The sequence below is a fragment of the Psychrobacter cibarius genome (genome assembly GCF_016107535.1).
GTDB lineage: Bacteria > Pseudomonadota > Gammaproteobacteria > Pseudomonadales > Moraxellaceae > Psychrobacter > Psychrobacter cibarius.
This window is the reverse complement of sequence record NZ_JABASQ010000001.1, coordinates 305,795-327,003: the sequence shown is the minus strand read 5'-3', so window position 1 is coordinate 327,003 and position 21,209 is coordinate 305,795. Positions and strand designations below refer to the sequence as shown.

Here is a 21,209-nt window from a genome sequence, read left to right as displayed (position 1 = left end):
GTTAGCTGTGTCAATGTGTACGTGCTATTGCTTGCTACACAGTTTTTAACCAGATATTTCTATATCGTATGCGTCTACGCATCATATCTAACCCTTTAAATATTAATATAATCAACGTTTAAGTATCTTTAATAAAGATTAAGAAAGGTAACGCAACGCGCTATATGTCTTGATATATATTAATCAAAACATATAGCGTGCAGGCTAGACAAAGCCTTATTTCACCCAATAAAAAGACCGCCCTATAAAGAGTGGCCTTTTATCAATTATTCACTAACTTGTATTAGCTGACTTCTTTCATGCCTTGCTCTAGCATCGGCTTTAAGAATATACCCGTGTATGATTCTTTGACTTCCGCCACTTCTTCAGGCGTACCTTCAGCGATAATCATGCCGCCACCTTTACCACCTTCAGGACCTAGATCAATCACCCAATCCGCCGTTTTGATGACATCCAAGTTATGCTCGATGACGACGATAGTGTTACCTTTATCACGTAGGGCATGCAAGATATGCAGCAGCTTATCGATATCATGGAAATGCAAACCAGTGGTTGGCTCATCCAAGATATAGAGCGTCTGTCCCGTATCGCGCTTGGCAAGCTCACGCGCCAACTTCACCCGTTGTGCCTCACCACCTGATAGCGTCGGTGCAGACTGACCAAGACGGATATAGCTAAGTCCAACATCCATCAGTGCTTGCAGACGACGATAAATCGCTGGAATCGCTGAGAAGAATTCAGTGGCATCTTCTACAGTCATATCTAGGACATCGGCAATATTTTTACCTTTATAATGAATCTCTAGGGTCTCGCGGTTGTAGCGCTTGCCCTCACAGGTATCACACGGCACATACATATCAGGCAAGAAATGCATCTCAACTTTGATTAGACCATCACCTTGGCACATCTCGCAGCGTCCGCCTTTTACGTTGAAGCTAAAGCGACCCGGTTTATAACCGCGAGCACGCGCTTCTTGCGTTTGCGCAAACATCTCACGTACCGGCGTAAACACACCGGTATAAGTCGCTGGGTTTGAGCGCGGCGTACGACCAATCGGGCTTTGATCGATATCGACCATTTTATCCAAATGCTCAAGACCACTAATGCTGTCATGCTTATCCGCGATGAGTGTTGAGGCATTGTTTAACTGAGTCGCTGCCAATGGCATAAGGGTACGGTTGATCAAAGTTGATTTGCCCGAACCTGAGACACCAGTCACACAAGTCATAATACCAATGGGAATGGTCAAATCTACATCATGCAAGTTATTGCCTGAGGCACCTTTGAGCTCAATCGTCATCGGAAATTTTTGAGCTTTGGCCTTACCTGTGATTTCAACATCCATCGTCTTGGCTTTATGACGAATGCTTGGAATCTCGATTCTCTTCTTACCAGACATATATTGTCCAGTCAGCGATTCTTTGTTTGCCATAATGTCATCGACGGTACCTTGAGCGATAATATGACCGCCATGTACACCTGCACCAATACCGATATCGATGACGTGATCTGCTTGGCGAATGGCATCTTCATCATGCTCAACGACCAGTACGGTATTACCCAAATCACGTAAGCGCGTTAGAGTTTTTAGCAGACGATCATTGTCGCGCTGATGTAGACCAATCGATGGCTCATCAAGCACATACATCACGCCCATCAGTCCTGCGCCAATTTGGCTAGCCAAGCGAATACGCTGCGCCTCACCGCCTGATAATGTTTCAGCAGAGCGGGCGAGTGATAGATAATCAAGTCCGACACTGACGAGGAAGTTCAGACGCTCATTAATCTCTTTAAAGATTTTCTCCGCGACTTCACCTTTATGACCGCTAATTTTAATAGTCTTATAATATTCAGCTGCATCACCGATAGACAGCTTCACGATTTGAGCAATGGTTTGATCATCAACACGCACGTTACGTGAAATCTCATTAAGACGCGCACCATCGCAAACGTTACAAGTGGTATCCGCCAAATATTTAGCCAGCTCATCACGCACAAGATTGCTTTGGGTTTTGGCATAACGGCGCTCTAAATAAGGCAGTACGCCTTCAAACGGTACAGTCTTATTAGTTTTACGACCACGCTCATCAGTAAAGTTAAAGGTGAGCTTTTCTTTACCAGAGCCCTGCATGATGAGGTCTTGCTGCTCTTTAGCAAGATCTTGCCATGGGGCATCCATATCAATTTTGAAATGATTGCAGACCGTGCTAAGCAAGCCGAAATAGTACGCATGACGCTTATCCCAACCATTAATCGCCCCTTGATTAAGCGATTTTTCATGATGGGTAATCAGTTTCTCAGCAGAGAAATACTGACGTTTACCGAGACCATCACAGCTTGGGCAAGCACCATACGGATTGTTAAAACTGAACATACGTGGCTCAAGCTCAGGCACGGCACGGTCACAGACAGGGCAAGAGTGCTTAGCTGACATGACTTGATTGTCATCGCCGCCTTCTTTTGGATTGCCATCCATAAAGTGTAGCGTCACCAGCCCTTGACCCAAACGCAGAGCGGTTTCTAAGCTTTCAGCGACGCGATTGCCTAAGTCATCACGGACTTTAAAGCGGTCAACCACCACTTCGATGGTATGTTTTTTCTTTTTATCGAGTGTCGGTAGCTCATCGGTATCGTAGACATCACCATCGACGCGCACACGTACAAAGCCTTGACCAATTAATTGCTCAAGCAACACCGTATGCTCACCTTTACGTTCACGAATCACTGGAGCTAAGATCATGATTTTGGTGTCATCTGGCAACGCCATGACTTGATCGACCATTTCAGTGACTGACTGCGCGACCATTGGCTCGCCATGCTCAGGGCAAAAGGGCGTACCGATACGCGCATAAAGTAGGCGCAGATAGTCATAAATTTCGGTAATCGTCCCGACCGTTGAGCGCGGGTTATGGTTGGTGGATTTTTGCTCGATAGCAATCGCAGGGGATAAGCCCTCGATACTATCGACGTCTGGCTTCTCCATCTGTGAGAGGAATTGACGCGCATACGCCGATAAGCTCTCGACATAACGGCGTTGCCCTTCAGCATACAAAGTATCGAATGCCAATGATGATTTACCAGAGCCTGATAAACCTGTAATTACTACGAACTTGTCGCGTGGAATGTCTAAATCGATATTTTTTAGATTATGAGTGCGTGCGCCGCGAACCTTAATATACTCGTGTGCCATCGGTGTTAGGTTTCCTATTTGCTAAAAGGGGATTGAAAATATCTCAAATTAAAAGCTAAATACAGATCAATAGAATGGTTGGTTAAAAACGTGAATATTTCGTAAGTTTATAATGTGGTTATAAATAGTTTTATTATCAAAGATTTTGTTATAAATAATATTTTTATAAAGTGTTCATACGTTGATGAAGTGAGAGCTATAGATGCCTAATTTACTGTTTTAATTTTTATAATTGCTGAGCAGTATGCTGCTTGGCGTTCATTTTGCTGTTTTCTTATTCTACAGCCTTTGAGGTGATTGGTTTTCGTATGACTAAGCAAATCTAAATCAAATCAATGTTAAGTAGTAGTCATCTTTTGTCATGGTTTTGACCAAAATGTCATTTTATAGAGGAGTTTGTCATCTAAGCGATCGCTCTAGCTGACGAGTAATAATGTTTATGACGCCTTACTTTATTGTCATGGCGACCGCATTATTCAAGGTGTGATTGCGCATCCGATGCAGTTGGTAACAAAATAATCGCGTAATATGAATGGCTTGGGTTGAGACGGTATAGGAGGCTGCACCAATAAGACAAAAGTCTCGGCAAGCAAACGGCTAATGTCTTATACTAGTGGGCTTAATTTGTAGCTAAAGTCTTGATAGCATCACAATAGTATAAGCAGCGCAGTAGTGATAAATCAGCAATGACGAACCAGTGAGGCAAGTATGAATAGCGTAGAGAAACGGGCAATCCTCGGGGTCGGTGGTATATTTGCTTTGCGGATGATTGGTCTGTTTATGATTGTGCCTGTGTTTTCTGTATATGGTGACAATTATGCGCACGCGACGCCGTTTTTGATTGGTTTGGCGGTCGGTATTTATGGGCTAGGGCAGGCGATATTTCAGATTCCCATGAGTTTGGCTGCGGATAAATTCCCGCGTAAGCCGATTATCTTTTTAGGACTGATCTTATTTGCTCTCGGCGGTATCATTGCCGCCAATGCGACTGATATTTACGAGGTTATCATTGGTCGGGCGCTGGCGGGTAGTGGCGCGGTATCTGCGGTATTGATGGCATTATTGGCTGATGTAACGCGCGAAGAGATGCGTACCAAAGCGATGGCAACGATGGGCTTGACCATTGCGACTTCTATCATGCTCGCTTTTGCCTTTGGTCCGTTATTGGTTGGCTCACTAGGTATCTCTGGTTTATTTTGGTTGACATCAGGCTTTGCTATTTTGGCGATGCTATTACTGTTGTTTGTGCCGACACCGCTACGAGTGCTTAAACACAATTTAGACAATAAATCGATTGGTCAACAATTAGCAACCGTCCTCAAAATCGGCGATTTAAACCGCCTACATATCGGTATCTTTGCTCTGCATCTGACCATGACGGCGATATTTGTGATATTGCCGCATCAGCTTAATGAAGTGATGGGTTTATCGGTACGTCAGCAAGGCTTGGTTTATTTGCCGCTGTTATTCATTGGTTTTGCCGTCGCCATTCCTTTTATTATCATCGCTGAAAAGAAACGCAAAATGCGCCAAGTATTCTTAGGTGCGATTGCGCTAATGACCGCTGCTTTAGCGATATTGGCTATTGGCAGTCAGGTTGGCATTGGTATTATATTAGGTCTGTTATTGTACTTTATGGGCTTTAACTTACTTGAGGCAACGATTCCCTCATGGATATCTAAGCGCGCCCCAGTCGCCAATAAAGCCACTGCTATGGGGCTTAACTCATCCAGCCAGTTCTTTGGTGCGTTTGTCGGTGGTGCGATGGGTGGTTTGTTATTAAGTCAGCCGAATTTTCTGGCGTGGGGTATTTTAGCCGTCATTATGGGCGTGGCACTACTCATTATCATTCCGATTGCTCAGCCGCCTTATCTATCGAGTACTACTGTGACCATCCCTAAAGATATTAATATCCAAGACTGGTCACGCCAAATGCTGGCGGTAGATGGCGTGGATGAGCTGGTCGTGATGGCGAAAGAGCAAGTCGCCTATCTCAAGCTAGACAAGACACAACTGACAGATGACTCGCGGCTGCAGCTATCGAGTTTGGCACAGAGTCCACTAGATATTTAACAAAGGGTATAGACAACGTACTTAGGCGAGTAGAGATAAGGTTGAATAGGCAAAAACTGAGTAGACAACGACTAGATAGACAGCCATTATTAATAAGTAAACGCTAAATCTTTATCTCTATTTAAAAGGAATTAATATGAGTAAGTTTACGATGTTGTCGCACGGTGTTGCGCCTCGAGTAATGGCCAAGCTGGCAATAGGTGCTGGTCTATCAGCCACGTTACTACTCTCAGGTTGCGCCACACAAAATATCCAAGCCTATCAGAACAGCACGCCGACGCTCGATATGCATGAATTCTTCTCGGGTCAAATCGATGGTTGGGGCATGTTTCAAGGTCGCAATGGCGAGGTCAAAAAACGCTTTTACGTCGATATTGATGCCACTCACGAAGGCGATAACGTCATCGTTTTAGATGAGAAGTTCGCATGGGCAGATGGGTCAAAATCACAGCATATATGGCGATTGACCAAGCAAGCTGATGGTAGCTGGAAAGGCACAGCAGGCGATGTCATTGGCGAGGCAACAGGGAAAGTGGTTGGCAATACCTTGCTTTGGAATTACTTGTTAGAGCTACCCGTTGAGGATAAAACCTACAAAGTGCATTTTGATGACTGGATGTATCTGGTCGATAAAGACGTCATGCTCAATCGCTCAGTGATGAAAAAATTTGGCGTAGAGCTGGGTAGCGTCACCTTGAGTATGCATCGCAATAACGAGAGCAATGATTCTAAATAAGTTTATAAAAGACAGAGTGAGTTTATGAGTCAGTAACTGGTAATAGTATTAATTCGCTTAATAAAATGGCAAAATAGCAATATCATGGTTTTTAAACCCAAAAATTATAATATATATCTAAACGACATAGATTGTCGTCTTTAATAGATAGCTTGTAGATATTCCAATAAAAATTGATTACAGTAAAATCATTAATGAATGCGCTTAGCTGCACAGTCATTAAAGCGATTCATAAAATTATTCATAAGTAAAAGGACGGTATCATGCGCGGAGTTAATAAAGTTATCATCATCGGTAACCTTGGAGCAGACCCTGAGGCACGTCAATTTAATAACGGCGGTAGCGTGACCAATATCTCGGTTGCAACGTCAGAGCAGTGGACCGACAAGCAAAGTGGCGAAAAAAGAGAAGCGACGGAATGGCATCGTATTTCTCTATTTAATCGTTTGGGTGAAATTGCCGCGCAGTATTTGCGTAAAGGCAGTAAAGTTTATATCGAAGGCAGTTTGCGTACTCGTAAATATCAAGATCCCAATGGTCAAGACCGTTATATTACTGAGATTCGTGCTGAGCAAATGCAAATGCTAGATGGTGCGACTGGTGGTCAAAGTGATAATAGCTTTGGCGGTCAAAATCAGGGTCAAGGTGGTGGCTATGGCAATCAAGGTAGTCAAAGCAATCAAAACAACTTTGGTCAGCAAGCAAACAATCAGCTAGCACAGCAAGGCGGTTACAACCAGTCAGCTGCTCAAGGTGGTCAAAACAGCTTTAACAATCAAGGCGCACCTGCTCAGCAGAATCAGTTCAATCAACCTGCGCAAAAGCCTGCACAGTCAAAGCCAACAGCAATGCCTGACGGTCCTGTCGATGATGATATTCCGTTCTAGGATGCACCTTAGAGTTATCTGTTAAGAATAATCTATAGAAGACCCTGCAATTGCAGGGTTTTTTTATGGCTAGGGATAAATGACTTAAAAAAATAAATTTTCTATAGTGCCCATAAAGGTCGTATGAGAGTGAGCGCGTTTAGAAAGATATACTTTATCAATTGCTATATTATCTCGCTAAAAAAGTAAAACGTTTGTCGGTTTTTATAGTTGTAACCTGATAGTTATTTGAAAGAATAGAAAATTAATTATTGGTCGGCAAACGATTTAGTAAGAAGATAAAGCGGATAAACAGTAGCCTGATTCATTGATTTTATCGATTTTTTTATTCTCATTATTTTATCAAATTTTATATTGAAATTTATGAAAACTACCTTTCATATCCTATATAGACCGTCTGTTCTATTGGATTTAATTAGTGCTAACGGTTCATTAAATGGGTTGATATAATCCACTCGAATCAATAATTCAAACAATATTAAATGTGGGGCTTTGATTTAAAGTGATTTTTATTAACCAATAAAAAGTCAAAATTTGACTGTTCAATAGTCGAAATAATAAAAATTCATTTGGTCGACCGCTTACGATAGGGTTGGTTCAATGTGAAAGGTTAAAGCTGTCACGCTTTTATAATCAATTGACTATAAAAGTGCCCACCTTACTGCTAGTGCTGAGTACAAAGAATGAAAGATAGTGATGTGTTTCAAAAAACTGATTTGGGCAGAGAAGAGATTAAATCTCAGAGTCTCGGCATATTGCCGCGTGAAGCGAGAACATTGCTCATTATGATCGATGGCAAACGCACGTATCAAAGCTATCTTGATACGCTTGACCGTAGCAAAATGTTTGCCGATTTTGGCGGTGTTGCACCACTATTTGAGTTGCTGTTAGGGCTTGAGTGCATAGAGATAGTGGGCGCTGATAATGCTGCCTCCCAAAAATTCACTGCGCCGCAAGCATCGACGGCTTATCAGTCTCAAGCATCGTCGTCTGAAAGAAATATTGAGACAGAGTTTGATCGCACCTTTAATGATAAAGGTCTCAATAAAATGGCAGCATTAGGCAAGAAATCAATCACTAGTATTTTCAAGGCTAGGTTGTCTAGTGCGAGCTACGAAACGATAAAGTCAGAGTTGGCCAACTATATTGAGAAAAACGCACCACCAGTAGAAGCTTGGGGTTACTTGTTGAGTTTAGAACAATGCACGGATAGCTCGCAATTATTGAGCTTGGTCAAAGAAATACAGAGTACCAGTAGTAGTAATTTATCGCGTGGCATGAATGATTTTATAAAAAAAATTCAACGTTAATATATACGCGACTTATGTTATAAAAAAATGACTTATACCACAAATACTTGGTTATAAAAGACAGTAGCTGGGTAGTGATAGGTGAAAAATTTAGCAAACTAATTGGAGTGTTTTGTGGAATCAGCTGAGCTTTCAGAATTAAATCGTCTAAAACTGCATCACGGCGAGCATATTATTCTACGTTTAACTTATATTAGCCGTTATAACACCGACAATCCTAAAGGTGAAGTAACGCGCATCCTGACACAAGCTCAGCAAAACAATGAGCGCAATGGTATTACGGGTGCTTTGGTGTTCAATCACAATTATTTTTTGCAAAGTATTGAAGGGGCGAGACCCATCATCAATGAATTGCTCAGAAAACTGGTTAAAGATAATCGGCATCATGGCTTACAAATCATCGAATGCCGTGAAGTAGAGCTGCGCCATTGGAGTAAATGGTCAATGAAGTATTTGATTCCGAGCGATGAAAACAAAGGACTTGCGCTTAAATTTTCAACAGGTACTCAGTTTAATCCTTATTTGATGAACACCAATCAAATCATGATGTTAATTGAGACGTTATCAGATCTTCAAGAGCAAGAAGCAGTGAGCGCCGCCAAAAAGAAGAAACCATGGTTTTCTATTGGCTAATTGACTGACGTTTATAAACGCTAAGAACCATCACACCCATGACATTTTACAAGAGATAAGATATGACATCAGCAATGGAAGATGCACACATTTTGATGAGCATGACATACGCTAGCCGTGCCAACCCAGATGTATCGGCCAACGACTTCAACGAAATCTTGCAGCAAGCACAAGTAAATAATGCCGCCAATGGCATCACTGGTATGCTGACGTTTAATAAAGATTATTTTTTGCAAATCATTGAAGGGCCAAGAGCACAGATCAATCGTCTGTTATATAGTTTAATTGCTGATCCGCGTCATCATGACTTACAGGTTATTGAAACACGTGAGTTAAAGCATCGAGCATGGTCTAAATGGTCTATGAATTATGCTTCCCCGACTGAAAAAAATGCGGCGATTTATTTAAAATATTCGACAACGATTGATTTTAATCCCTATTTATTGAGCGCCGAAGCAGTCTATAATTTGATGAATGAGCTTAGCGATCAGCATGATTAATGAATGGCGCTTTTAACTAATTGGTAGGTATATATATGGAAACAATCGGTTGCTATTTTTTATGGATTTATGTTTGCTGAGTTATTCGTTTAACCGTTTTTAGGACATTGTTTATAAAGACTGGTTTTATCTTAAAATTAATAACTGTTTACGAATAACTATTAAATAAATAGTAGTTTTTCATTTACCCGATTTTACTATTCACTGACTTTTGTTATAGAAGATATAATAATCTACTGTTGTGATAGCAAGGTTTTTTGTTTATATTATCTATGCCCTTAGGTAGTATTGTGTCTAACAATATTTTATTTGGTTGAAAAAATATCGATTTTTGACATTCATCGTTGTATTTAATGATGAATAAGTCATTCTTAGTTCTTAATAGTGAATAATATCTATTAAGGTTATATTTTTTATCTTACAGTTGGATTTATTATGAGCAAAAATACCGCCATTGATTTAGAAAACCTGAACGTTGATGAGCTACGTGCCATCACTGAAAATGCCCAGCAGCTTATTGCCAAAAAACAACATCAGCGTTTGTATGACGCTTATATGCAGTTTGAGAAAATTGCAGAAGACAGTAATGCCTCTATCGAAGAGATTCTAAAAGCTGGTGAAACGCTAGAGAAAAAACGTAGCATCAAGTATCGCAATACTGACAATAACGAAGAAACATGGACTGGCCGTGGTCGTAAGCCAACGTGGTTGGTTGAAGCGCTAGCAGCAGGTCGTAGTATCGAAGATTTTGCTATCTAATAGTGTGGTGGCTAACAAGATGATGTCGGTTTAGATTTAGCAAGGTGCAATTTTTACCAAAGGCTATTTAAAATAAGCGCTCGTCTAAATAAGAGCTTGTTTAAATAAGTCCTGTTTTAAAAAAGCGCTATGTTACATCTACTCTGATCATCGGGCTTGTTTCTCATGATTTGTGTGCAATCATAGCGTTTGATCGTGATAGTCCCTTCGTCTTAGAAGCTGATAAAAGCCAGTATCTTTATTGCCATTATTTTGGTAAAAAGATACTGGCTTTTTTTCTGTCATCTGTATGCCATTGTTTGTTATGATAATGACGTTTTTGTCTTATATAAGAGTTATGCAACCGTGCCCCAAGTATCTGCGTCGTCTCATAAGCGCCCTCGTAAGCTGTGGTGGCTGGTTGGGTTTGTATTATTTGCATTATTTGCTGTATTGCAAATGCCAGCGGCGTGGCTGCTTGAAAAGTATGCTCCCAAAACGCCTTATGTACAGCATGTGTCGGGTAATTTATGGCAAGGCTCCGTTATCTGGCAGATGCCTTTAGCAGCGACACCGCTCACAGGTACGGCAGAATGGTCGTGGCAGCCATGGCATTTGTTATTGGGTAAGATAAGTGCAGAGGTCGATATCAATTCAGCACAAACCCGCCTCAATGGACAAGTAAAAATAGGCACCAACTCATGGCAAGTGGATAATATGAGCGGCAAGATAGCACCTGAGACGTTGGCAAGTTTGGTTGATTGGCAATTGCCCAATACACCGATTCAGGTCAATAACGTTTCGCTCAGCCGTCAGTCTGGCTCAAGTGCTGCCGCAGAAAACGCTTCAACAAAAGATCCATCTGGTTTTACTCAAGCCGATGGTCAGCTGACATGGGTCGGCGGTGAGATAGGCTATCCTAGCGGTGGCAAGGTTTTTTATCTGACCATGCCTGCGATGCGTGCTGAGTTAAGTGCCGAGCAAAAAAACAATAAAAACCTGCTCCATATCAATTTATTAAACAATCAAGATAAGCGCTTGGGCGACTTATATATCGATGGCGATAATATGTTGGATGTCAGTTTGACGCAGCGTTTATTAGAAAGTATGCCTGAGTATAAAGGGCAAGCACCCCAAGATACCCCAGTTGTCAGTGTGCGTCAGCCGCTATTAAATGGGCTGGGGACACGCTAGATGATGAATGTTTCTACAACTTTAAAACCTGTGCTTAACACCCTTAATCGATTCTCAGGTTGGGTATTGTTATTGGCTGTTGCTTGGTTATGTTGGACAGCGGTTCGATTACTATGGTTGTTGCTCGCAGCACCATTGGCACCGATGTTGCCACCAGCAGCTTTGCAAAACACATCGGCATCTGGCAAGGACTATAGTGGATTATTTGCTATTTTTGCAGACCCTGATCCTATTGCAGCAGCAGTGCAGCCACCGCCCAATGTCAATCTAAAAGGCGTTCTGTTAGCAATGCCAGAGAGCATGTCCTCGGCACTACTGGATGTCAATGGTGAAGTGAAAAACTATCGAATCGGTGACGCGCTAAAAGACAGTGGCTATACCCTTGTCGCTGTCGACTGGAACTCGGTTGTCATCGCTGATGCCAGTGACAAGCAAACCGTCATTAGCATGCCAGCCGCGATGCCATTAGACCAAAGTGACATGATCGCAGGTGCCGTGAGTAATCAGCGCTTGCCAGAGAACAGCATGTTGCCTAACGCTCCTCAGCCTACACAAAATACTGAGGAAGAGTCCGCTGCGACAGGCAGTGACAGTAGCCCGCAATCTGCTATCGATGAAGCGGTGACAGAATTGCAAGAAAACCCCGCCAGTTATTTGAGTAGGATGGGGGTTATGGCAGCAGGGGAAAGCTATCAAGTAACGCCTGCAATGCCAGCAAAGCTGCGTAATCGACTAGGGCTTGAGCCAGGCGATAAAGTGCTAACGGTTAATGGTCAAAGCGTGGGTAGTAATCCTGCCCAAGATGCTAGTGTGCTGCAACAGGTACAGCAATCAGGTGAGGCGCAAATAGAGGTACAACGCGGCGATCAAGTCATTACCATTCGTCAGCAGTTTTGAGCACAATAAATGGGTGAAAACTCTTATTTTAAGCAAATAAGTTTTAAGTAAATAAGTATTTAGATAGTGCCACTTAAATAATGCCATTGTGGGCAGAACGTTAAGTGAGCAAAGCAATCATTGAGCACAGCACACAATAAATCCAGTACATACTAAGCGACATCACTGTAGGTAATCATCAATATGGTAAGTTTTCATAATTTTTCAGTCACGCCTCTGTACCATGTTTTGCAGCGCCTGATGCGCCTGTGTCGTCCTCTTTGCCTCACCGTACCATTATGGGCTGCCAGTACGGGTCTTGCGAGTGCTGAGAGCTGGAAAGTCAACTTACAAGATGCCGATATCAAAGCCTTTATTAATGAGGTGGCAACCATCACTGACCAAAACTTTGTCCTTGATCCACGTATTAATGGCAATGTGACGGTGATTTCTAACAAAGCCTTGTCGCGTGACGAAATCTATCAGCTGTTCTTGAGTGTGATGCAAGTCAACGGTATTGCAGCGATTGACTCGGGAACGACCATTAAATTGGTGCCAGATAATGTCGCCAAACAATCTGGCGTGGCTGTTGATTTACGTGGTGACAGTGTTGGTGAGGCATTAGCTACTCGTGTTATTTATTTAACCAATACTCAAGCTGCAGAAGTGCTGGGTGTCATCCGTCCGCTTATGCCTCAATCGGCTCATGCCGCTGCCGTGCCTGGTGTCAATGCCTTGGTATTGTCCGATCGTGCAGATAGTCTTAATCAGCTGACGTCGCTTATCCGCGATTTAGATAGCAACGTCAATGACAGTTTGCAAGTGATACCACTACGTCACGTCGATGCTGAGCGTATGATGGAATTGATTAGCGCCTTGGTTGCAAGCGCTGGTAGCGGGCAAGCACAAGGTGATAATAACCAGCTTAAAGTCATCGCTGATACCTCTAGTGATAGATTGTTGGTGAAAGGCAGTCCGGAGATGATTGCTAAAGTCAAAGAGATGGTCAATCAATTGGACACCACGCCTACAAGGCGTTTGAGTGGCCTGCGCGTCTTTCGATTAAAATACGCCAGTGCAGGTCATATTGCAGATATGCTACGCGGGTTGCTCGCCAATCAATCTATTAATAGCGCTGGAGCAACGTCCTCGTTAGAGTCGGCATCATTGAACGATTCCAGTAGCACGGGCGCTACTTTGACTAATGAGTCTAGTGGTAGCACGACTAACAATGCGACGACCTCAGCGACCTCTGGTGCCAATTCGAGTAGTACTGGTACAGGTGTTGGCGGGCGACCTTTTAGTATTATCGCTGATGAAACCCAAAATGCCGTTATCGTCAATGCGGCACCTGAGCTAATGTTTGAGATTGAAGATGCGGTCAATCAGTTGGACAGTCGCCGCGCGCAAGTATTGATTCAAGCGGCTATTGTAGAAGTGTCAGGTGATGATGCGACCCAGCTTGGTGTGCAATGGGCGCTTGGCAATGCCAATAGCGGCTACGGAGTCGTAAACTTCAATAACGTAGGCGCGAGTGCTACAGCACTTGCTGCCGCGGCGTTGGGTGGCGGTGCCGCCAGTATCAGTGCAGCAGCAGGCTCGATAGCTGGTGCTTTGATTGGTATTGGTGATAGCAGCAAAGACAGTCAGGGAAACACCCAGTTTTATGGGGCTATCTTGCAAGCGCTTGATTCTTCTACCAGTGCCAATCTGCTGTCTATGCCATCAATTTTGACATTGGATAACGAAAAAGCCAGTATTTTAGTGGGTCAAAACGTGCCTTTTGTGACAGGTTCCTTTACCACCAGTGGCAACGATTCTAGCAACCCCTTTCAAACCATTGATCGTCAGGATATTGGTATCAACCTAAATGTCATTCCTCATATTGGCGACAATGGCACCGTACGCTTGGAAGTCTCACAAGAAGTCTCATCCGTCGTGCCTGGTAGCACTGGAAATGCTACTGGTTTGGTGACCAATAAAAGTCTGATTAACACAACGATTCTGGCTGATGATCAGCAGACCATTGCTCTCGGTGGCTTGATGCGTGAAAACAGCACCACGCGCCAACAAAAAGTCCCTGGCTTGGGTAATGTACCAGTCATTGGTCGACTGTTCCGCTCCGACAATGACACGACGCAAAAAAGCAACTTAATCATATTTTTACAGCCAACCATTTTACGTGATGGTAGGGCAGTCGCCAGTGTCACCGAGCGCAAATTTAACCAAATGCGCGTCCTGCAGTTGGTCATTGATAAAAACGGTACCATCAAACAGCTGCCATTGAGCGGTACGGAAGGTTGGAATGGCGATGTTAGCGCAGATTATGAGTTGATGCCGCTCAATCCCCTTGTTCCTAAGCGCGATCAGACACCAAAGTCTCAGTCTCAAGGTTTTACCAAAGTAGACAGTCCTAATAATGGTATGACAACTTACCCTTTAAATCGTTAAGCACTCAAAAAAGCGCTTTATTAATGATAGGTTAATAAAGCGCTCGCCTCCTATTCTTATAGCATTTAGAGACACGGTGTAATAAATAAACTACGCCGTACATTAGCTTGCGTATTCATAACACAGATAAACATAGCAGTTTTTATATCGCAGTATACTAATGAGTAATTGAGTAGTAAGTATGAACACTTGCTGATAAATATAGTAGATAATGATATAAAGGTAGGGGTGGAAGCAATGACACATCATAGAAATGCTAAAAAGTGGTTTTTATTAGCAGTCGCTGCCACCGCCTTATTGGTGATTCCTCGGCGTAGCAGTCGACAGGCTGATACCAGAGCGTTAGATGAGCACAATGTATCAGATGAGTACAATGTAAAAGCCAATCATGATAATACTAATAGGGCGTGTTGAAGGTCTACTTACTTATCAAAAGCTCTTTTGTTGATTGGCATGTTTTTAACTGTCGAAATCATTTTAAATAAAGTTGCCATCCTAAAGTGTTCATTGACGTAGTTCTTGCTACAAAATGACAAATAATGTCTATTGAATGACAAATCACGGAATGCCTCACTGAAAACTATTAATTTTGGAGTCTATCAATGACCCCTATCGATTCACCTAAGATGATTAAACAGCCCTTATCTACTATTTATCCTCTCATTGACACGCATACTCATTTTGATGCCCCAATATTTGATGATGATAGAGAAATACTGACGCAGCAGGCTCACAATCAGGGAGTACGCCATCTGGTATTAGTGGGTTATCTATATCAGCATTTTGAGCGGATGTATGAGACTGAGCGCCTGTTAAATACGCTGTCATTACCTACGACAGCCAATGTCGATAGACAAAAAGTGTCAAATTTTAGTAGCCATATTGCGGTCGGTTTGCATCCTTTTTATATTAAACAACATACTGACGATCATTTAATCGCCATGGCAAAAAGGATTGCTGATAAACGCCCATTAGCAATCGGCGAGATTGGTTTGGACACCTTTACTGAGGCGATGAAAGCGCCTGACATATTTGCCAAACAAGTACGATTTTTTAAGGCACAATTGGACATGGCGGTGACTCACCAGCTGCCAGTGATGCTGCATATTCGTAAAGCCCATGCAGAAGCGTTGGCCATACTAAAAGCGCATGACTACGATGCACACAAACTTGGCGGTATCGCGCATAGTTTTAGTGGTGGGACGCAAGAAGCCAAAGCATTTGTTAAGTTGGGATTTAAGCTTGGGGTTACCGGTCAAATCACTAATCCCAATGCTAAGAAACTGCGCCGTGCCATTCAAGCAGCGGTTGATAGCTATGGTGTTGAATGTTTGGTGATAGAAACGGATTGCCCTGATATGACGCCTATCATGTGTCAAATATCTGACCATGATTCATCAGTGCCAACTCAAAACTCAGACAGTGCACGGAGGAGTACAGCCGTACATAATAGAAATGTACCTGCCAATCTGCCATGGGTATTGCTAAGCTTGAGTGAGTTGCTTAATGTACCACCCGCCAGTTTTGCTAAGCAATTGTGGCACAACAGTTGCAGTGCTTTGCAAACAAAATGGGATTATCCGTCGTAGTAGTGCCACATATTTTAGTCAATGACGGTTTATTGTATGGCTAGCCATTGATATGATAGTGAATGAGATAGCCGTGAATAAAGAAATTAACGTAATATAAGCGTCACCAAAATAATTTAAAAGAGCATTTAATCTGTTATGAGTGAAATACAACCATTTGAGCAAACAATGACAGAGTCCATTGGCATAGAAGACGTTACAAAGACAGAAGAGCTGAGCGAAGACAATGTGCAATATGAACGCCGTTTTCAAGGTACGCGCACTCTTTATGGTACGACAGCTGTCACTACTTTTGCCGATGCGCATGTATACGTTATTGGCGTTGGAGGCGTTGGTTCTTGGGCAGCTGAGGCTTTGGCAAGAACGGCAGTGGGCACTATTACGTTGATCGATTTGGACGTTTTGGTTGCGTCCAATGTCAATCGGCAGTTGCCTGCACTAGACAGCACCTTTGGTGAGAGTAAAATTGCAGCGATGGCCAACCGTATTCGTGAAATTAATCCCAAAGTAACGCTAAACTTGATCGATGATTTTTTAACTGTAGAAAATGTCGCCACTTTATTGCCAAGTCGCGATGAAGCAAAAGCCGCTATCGCTCAAGGCAGACCTATGGTTATTTTGGACTGCGTAGATGATATGAATGCCAAGCTTGCCATCGCGCTACATTGTCGTTTTAATAAATTAAAACTGGTTTGTGCAGGCGGCGCAGGTGGCAAGATAGACCCTAGTCAGATTAGGGTGAGCGACTTGCGTGACAGTTACCAAGATCCTTTACTTGCCAAATTACGCAATAAGCTGCGCCACGAAAAAGGCATTAATAGTACACTAAAAGAAAAGTTCGGTATCAAATGTGTCTACTCTACAGAGCCACCACGGGTAGATAAGAGTTGTCAGACAGGCGGTTTGCAGTGTGGTGGTTACGGCTCAGCAGTAGTGGTCACATCGGTGGTTGCGATGATTATGGTGAGTGAAGCATTACAATTATTAATAAAACAGGCGGGCATCAAGCCGAGCGTCTGATCTTATTTAATGGAGTCTATCTTGTCTATATTGAACGCACCTAAACACAGCTACCCAGTGGCGGCAGATGAAGTAGAACGCATCAATAAGCTTAGGAAGTATCAGGTGCTCAATGACAATGATGAGCCTGCATTTAAGCGCCTAATTGATCTGGCGAAGCTATTTTTTGATGTGCCAGTTGTGACCATTACTTTCATGGATGAAGAAACACAGTATCTAAAATCTGTCCAAGGACTGGGCGGTGTTTGCCGAACGACGCGTGAAGTAGCTATTTGCAATTATACTGTGCTTTCTAACGACGTCTTTGTAGTATCGGACTTAACTAAAGACAGCCGCTTTAGCCACAATCCCCTAGTGACAGAATCGCCATACCTACAGTTTTATGCTGGTGCGCCAATTATCTTGCATGAGGACAATAAAAGCTATCGTTTGGGCTCGCTGTGTGTGATGGATATGAAGCCCAATCATGACTTTGATGAGCAAAAAGCAAAGGTGTTGGCTCAATTTGCGATGATGGCGGCAGATGCCTTGCAGCTACAGGATAAGCAGCGTGATGCCAAACATGCCAATGAGATGAAATCAGACTTTTTGGCCAATATGAGTCATGAAATTCGTACACCGATGAATGGCATTATTGGTATGGTGGAGATGCTCGGTGAGACCAAACTTAGCAGTGAACAACAAGAATACGTGGACAATATCAAAGTTTCCAATGAGCATTTGATGGCGATCATTAACGGGATTTTAGATTTATCGAAAGTAGAATCTGGGAAAATGACCATTGATTCTATTCCTGTTAACTTATCCGCATTATGTAATGAGGTGGTCAGCCTCTTTGCTGTCAAAGCACGTCAGCGAGGGCTTATTTTAGACTACCATTATACCGAGTCGTTATCGCCCTATGTACAAGGCGATCCGGTACGCCTCAAACAAATTTTAGCAAACCTTGTTAATAATGCGATTAAATTTACTCGTGAGGGCGGGCGAGTCACTATTGATGTCAAACATGTACCCAATTGTCATTGTGATGGTTTTGACGATGACAGCGCTGACCAATATCGCGCTCAAGGTATTTCGGCAAGTGATCTCAGCAAAATAACGGCTCAAGAAGCTATCAGTAATACCATCTATCATGAAGTCATGACCTTATGCATTGAAGTCACAGATACGGGTGTCGGCATCAAAGCTGAGTCATTGGATGCGATATTTGATGCTTATGACCAAGCAAATAAATTCACCCACCGTCTTTATGGTGGCACAGGTCTAGGGCTCTCGGTTTGTAAGTCTTTGGTTGATTTGATGGGTGGTTATATCGATGTGGATAGCGAAGTGGGTGTGGGCACTACGTTCAGTGTTTTATTGCCGCTACCGACTATCGATGAAAACCAGTATGAGATGTGGCAAGAGTCAAATGACTTTACGATGATTGAGCCGACCCATGAGCGTGCTGGTCATATATTGTTAGTTGAAGACGATACCGTCAATGCCATCATCGCTAAAAAAGCCCTGAATAATAGTGGTCATACGGTCACGCATGTCACTGATGGGCAGCAGGCTATTGAGATTTTTGCGCTCTCACCTGAGCGTTATGATGTCATTTTAATGGACCATCACATGCCTATTTTAGATGGCGTACAGGCCACTATTAAATTGCATGAACTCTATGATCCTCAATCATTACCACCTATTATTGCGTTGACCGCCAATGCAATGGATGGTGAGCGTGAAAAGTATTTAAAAGTTGGAATGCAAGATTACTGTACCAAGCCTTTTAAACAAGAGCAGTTGAATGCATTGGTACAATATTGGCTGATACAGAAACACTCATCAGCAGAGTAGTGGTTTGGTAGATATCTATAGAAGGTTATTTATCATCGCTGTCATCAATAGCGACAGTTCATCCACTATAAAAAAACCGCAGCGCTGACCTTGTTTGACATACTCCATATGAATTTTACTCGGTTGCGTTGGAATACTTTTCAATCAAATTAACTACAGAGACAATATTCATAAATAAAAAAAGCTGAACCGCTTTATCAGTGGTTCAGCTTTTTTGTGGAATAACAGCTAGAGGCTAACTGTTAAGTTCTATTATATAAGTCCTATTATGTCGAGCGCTATGACTTTTACATACTATTGGCTAACGCGAGTTTGATAGTCACCTGTGCGAGTATCAACACGTACGACTTCTTCTTGTTGTACAAACAATGGCACACGGACGACAGCACCTGTCTCTAACTTGGCAGGTTTGCCGCCACCACCTGAAGTATCACCACGCACACCAGGATCTGTTTCAGTGATTTGCAACTCAACAAAGTTAGGCGGTGTTACTGAAAGAGGAGTACCGTTGAATAAAGTGATGGTACATAGTGCATTGCTGTTTTCTTTTAGCCACTTTATTGAATCGCCCATCGCTGTTTTGTCCGCTTGAATCTGCTCAAAACTTTCAGGGTGCATGAAATGCCAAAACTCACCATCGTTATATAGATAGTTCATTTCAGTGTCCATGACATCAGCAGCTTCTAAGCTATCGCCTGACTTAAAGGTTTGTTCCAATACTTTACCACTACGAAGGTTGCGCAATTTAACACGGTTAAAGGCTTGACCTTTACCTGGTTTAACAAACTCATTTTCAAGAATGGCACAAGGGTTGCCATCGAGCATGACTTTTAGACCAGCTTTAAATTCATTAGTAGAAAAACTTGCCACAAGAAACTCCTAGGGGTTATAAATAGGGTGGTAGATAAGGGAATGAATAGCTTGCTGCGTTAAAATCGCTTATTACGCTAAGTGTTTAAAGGATAGGTCGTATGCTTTGATAGGCTACGCACTAAGCGCGTATAATAGCGACTTTTGGGCACAGGTATTAGGTTGTCATGATAAACCATTTAATCACACAAAAAAACTGGCAAACGCAATTATCCGAGGCCATTACGTCTATCGATGAGCTGTTAAGCATCCTAAAGCTAGAATCATTGCGTGCAGAGGTTTATGTACCTAAGCATTTTGAGCTGCGCGTACCACGTGGATTTGTGGCAAAAATGAGTATCGGCGATAGCAATGATCCTTTACTGAGACAAGTATTGCCTGATCAGCGCGAGCAAATCAAGGTAACGGGCTATGTGGCGGATCCTTTGAGCGAGAATACGCAAAATCCAGTCAAAGGTATGCTGCATAAGTACCAATCCAGAGTATTATTGACCGTGACAGGTGCTTGTGCCATTCATTGTCGTTACTGTTTCCGTCAGCATTTTGACTATAGTGCCAATATGCCGACGGCTGATGCCAAAGAAAATATTATTGATTACATAACTTCGCACCCTGAGATCAATGAGGTGATTTTGAGTGGCGGTGATCCACTGAATGTGACAAATAGACGCCTGTTTGCTTGGCTAGATACTTTAGAGTCACTTCCGCAATTGACCACTATTCGTCTGCATACACGCTTGCCGCTGGTCATACCAGCACGTTTGGATGATGCATTATTGACCAGACTGTCTCAAAGTCGCTGTCATATTGTGATGGTCATCCACTGCAATCATGCCAATGAAATCGATGCCTTAACAGCAGAGCATCTGCAACGTGCTCGAGCGGCTGGCATAACGTTATTGAATCAAGCGGTGCTATTAAAAGGCATCAATGATAGCGTTGCTGTTCAAACACAATTAAGTCAGCGTTTGTTTTCCGCTGGTGTGTTGCCTTATTATTTGCACGTACTGGATAAAGTGGCTGGTGCCGCACATTTCGATAATGATGAGCGCTTCGCAATTGAGCTGTATTGGTCATTGTTGGCAGCACTCCCTGGTTACTTGGTACCCAAGCTGGTACGTGAGCTACCAAATAGACCGTTCAAGGTACCGATTGATATTTACAATGATCGTTAATATAGGCACTATGGTATATTGAAAAATTAGTGAACAAAGCGTGGTTTTTAGAAGATGGGAGTGCGGTTAGATGATGCTATAGAACGTAATCGTTACTAAAAATGGGTGCTGTCGATTTTGATGGTTGC

The 21,209-nt window shown here is 42.7% G+C and carries 17 protein-coding genes; 15 read left to right on the top strand and 2 right to left on the bottom strand.

What is annotated here, in order from left to right:
• Nucleotides 1–283 precede the first annotated feature (283 nt).
• Complete coding sequence (uvrA, locus tag JFC08_RS01420) at nucleotides 284–3,190, bottom strand: excinuclease ABC subunit UvrA (RefSeq protein ID WP_198329435.1); 2,907 nt, start codon at nucleotides 3,188–3,190, stop codon at nucleotides 284–286.
• Between the two features lie 708 nt (nucleotides 3,191–3,898).
• Between uvrA and JFC08_RS01415 the strand changes: the two genes are divergently transcribed.
• The 14 genes from JFC08_RS01415 (at nucleotide 3,899) to JFC08_RS01350 (ending at nucleotide 19,036) form a co-directional block, all read left to right on the top strand.
• The gene (locus JFC08_RS01415) at nucleotides 3,899–5,263 is read left to right on the top strand and encodes an MFS transporter (RefSeq protein WP_198329434.1); all 1,365 of its coding nucleotides are present in this window, start codon (nucleotides 3,899–3,901) and stop codon (nucleotides 5,261–5,263) included.
• 136 nt (nucleotides 5,264–5,399) lie between these two features.
• Nucleotides 5,400–5,999, top strand: coding sequence for a DUF3833 domain-containing protein (locus JFC08_RS01410; RefSeq protein ID WP_198329433.1), 600 nt, complete (start codon nucleotides 5,400–5,402; stop codon nucleotides 5,997–5,999).
• Between the two features lie 263 nt (nucleotides 6,000–6,262).
• On the top strand, nucleotides 6,263–6,886 hold the full coding sequence (gene ssb / locus JFC08_RS01405) for a single-stranded DNA-binding protein (RefSeq protein WP_198329432.1): 624 nt from the start codon (nucleotides 6,263–6,265) through the stop codon (nucleotides 6,884–6,886).
• 698 nt (nucleotides 6,887–7,584) lie between these two features.
• Complete coding sequence (locus JFC08_RS01400) at nucleotides 7,585–8,196, top strand: hypothetical protein (RefSeq protein ID WP_198329431.1); 612 nt, start codon at nucleotides 7,585–7,587, stop codon at nucleotides 8,194–8,196.
• Between the two features lie 114 nt (nucleotides 8,197–8,310).
• Nucleotides 8,311–8,829: a BLUF domain-containing protein gene (locus JFC08_RS01395; protein ID WP_198329430.1), complete on the top strand. Its 519-nt coding sequence runs from the start codon at nucleotides 8,311–8,313 to the stop codon at nucleotides 8,827–8,829.
• A gap of 62 nt (nucleotides 8,830–8,891) precedes the next feature.
• On the top strand, nucleotides 8,892–9,329 hold the full coding sequence (locus JFC08_RS01390) for a BLUF domain-containing protein (protein ID WP_198329429.1): 438 nt from the start codon (nucleotides 8,892–8,894) through the stop codon (nucleotides 9,327–9,329).
• A 435-nt stretch (nucleotides 9,330–9,764) separates the two neighbouring features.
• Nucleotides 9,765–10,088 (top strand): H-NS histone family protein, encoded by a 324-nt coding sequence (locus tag JFC08_RS01385; RefSeq protein WP_045453321.1) that lies wholly within the window; start codon nucleotides 9,765–9,767, stop codon nucleotides 10,086–10,088.
• Between the two features lie 345 nt (nucleotides 10,089–10,433).
• The gene (gene gspN, locus JFC08_RS01380; RefSeq protein WP_198329428.1) at nucleotides 10,434–11,261 is read left to right on the top strand and encodes a type II secretion system protein N; all 828 of its coding nucleotides are present in this window, start codon (nucleotides 10,434–10,436) and stop codon (nucleotides 11,259–11,261) included.
• Nucleotides 11,262–12,158: a type II secretion system protein N gene (locus JFC08_RS01375; RefSeq protein WP_198329427.1), complete on the top strand. Its 897-nt coding sequence runs from the start codon at nucleotides 11,262–11,264 to the stop codon at nucleotides 12,156–12,158.
• Between the two features lie 183 nt (nucleotides 12,159–12,341).
• Nucleotides 12,342–14,588, top strand: coding sequence for a type II secretion system secretin GspD (gspD, locus tag JFC08_RS01370; RefSeq protein ID WP_198329426.1), 2,247 nt, complete (start codon nucleotides 12,342–12,344; stop codon nucleotides 14,586–14,588).
• 237 nt (nucleotides 14,589–14,825) lie between these two features.
• Nucleotides 14,826–15,002, top strand: a complete 177-nt coding sequence (locus JFC08_RS01365) for a hypothetical protein (protein ID WP_198329425.1) — start codon at nucleotides 14,826–14,828, stop codon at nucleotides 15,000–15,002.
• A 188-nt stretch (nucleotides 15,003–15,190) separates the two neighbouring features.
• Nucleotides 15,191–16,177: a TatD family hydrolase gene (locus JFC08_RS01360; protein WP_198329424.1), complete on the top strand. Its 987-nt coding sequence runs from the start codon at nucleotides 15,191–15,193 to the stop codon at nucleotides 16,175–16,177.
• 168 nt (nucleotides 16,178–16,345) lie between these two features.
• A complete protein-coding gene (locus JFC08_RS01355; protein ID WP_227697591.1) occupies nucleotides 16,346–17,197 on the top strand; it encodes a tRNA threonylcarbamoyladenosine dehydratase in 852 nt (283 codons plus the stop codon).
• Nucleotides 17,198–17,218: 21 nt separating this feature from the next.
• A complete protein-coding gene (locus tag JFC08_RS01350) occupies nucleotides 17,219–19,036 on the top strand; it encodes a GAF domain-containing hybrid sensor histidine kinase/response regulator (protein ID WP_227697570.1) in 1,818 nt (605 codons plus the stop codon).
• Between the two features lie 294 nt (nucleotides 19,037–19,330).
• Here the strand turns inward: JFC08_RS01350 and efp are convergent, their stop codons facing one another.
• Entirely contained in the window at nucleotides 19,331–19,906 is a 576-nt protein-coding gene (efp, locus tag JFC08_RS01345; protein WP_045444336.1) for an elongation factor P, read from the bottom strand.
• A gap of 167 nt (nucleotides 19,907–20,073) precedes the next feature.
• Here efp and epmB point away from each other — a divergent pair, with 167 nt between their 5' ends.
• A complete protein-coding gene (gene epmB / locus JFC08_RS01340; RefSeq protein WP_198329421.1) occupies nucleotides 20,074–21,081 on the top strand; it encodes an EF-P beta-lysylation protein EpmB in 1,008 nt (335 codons plus the stop codon).
• Nucleotides 21,082–21,209 lie beyond the last annotated feature (128 nt).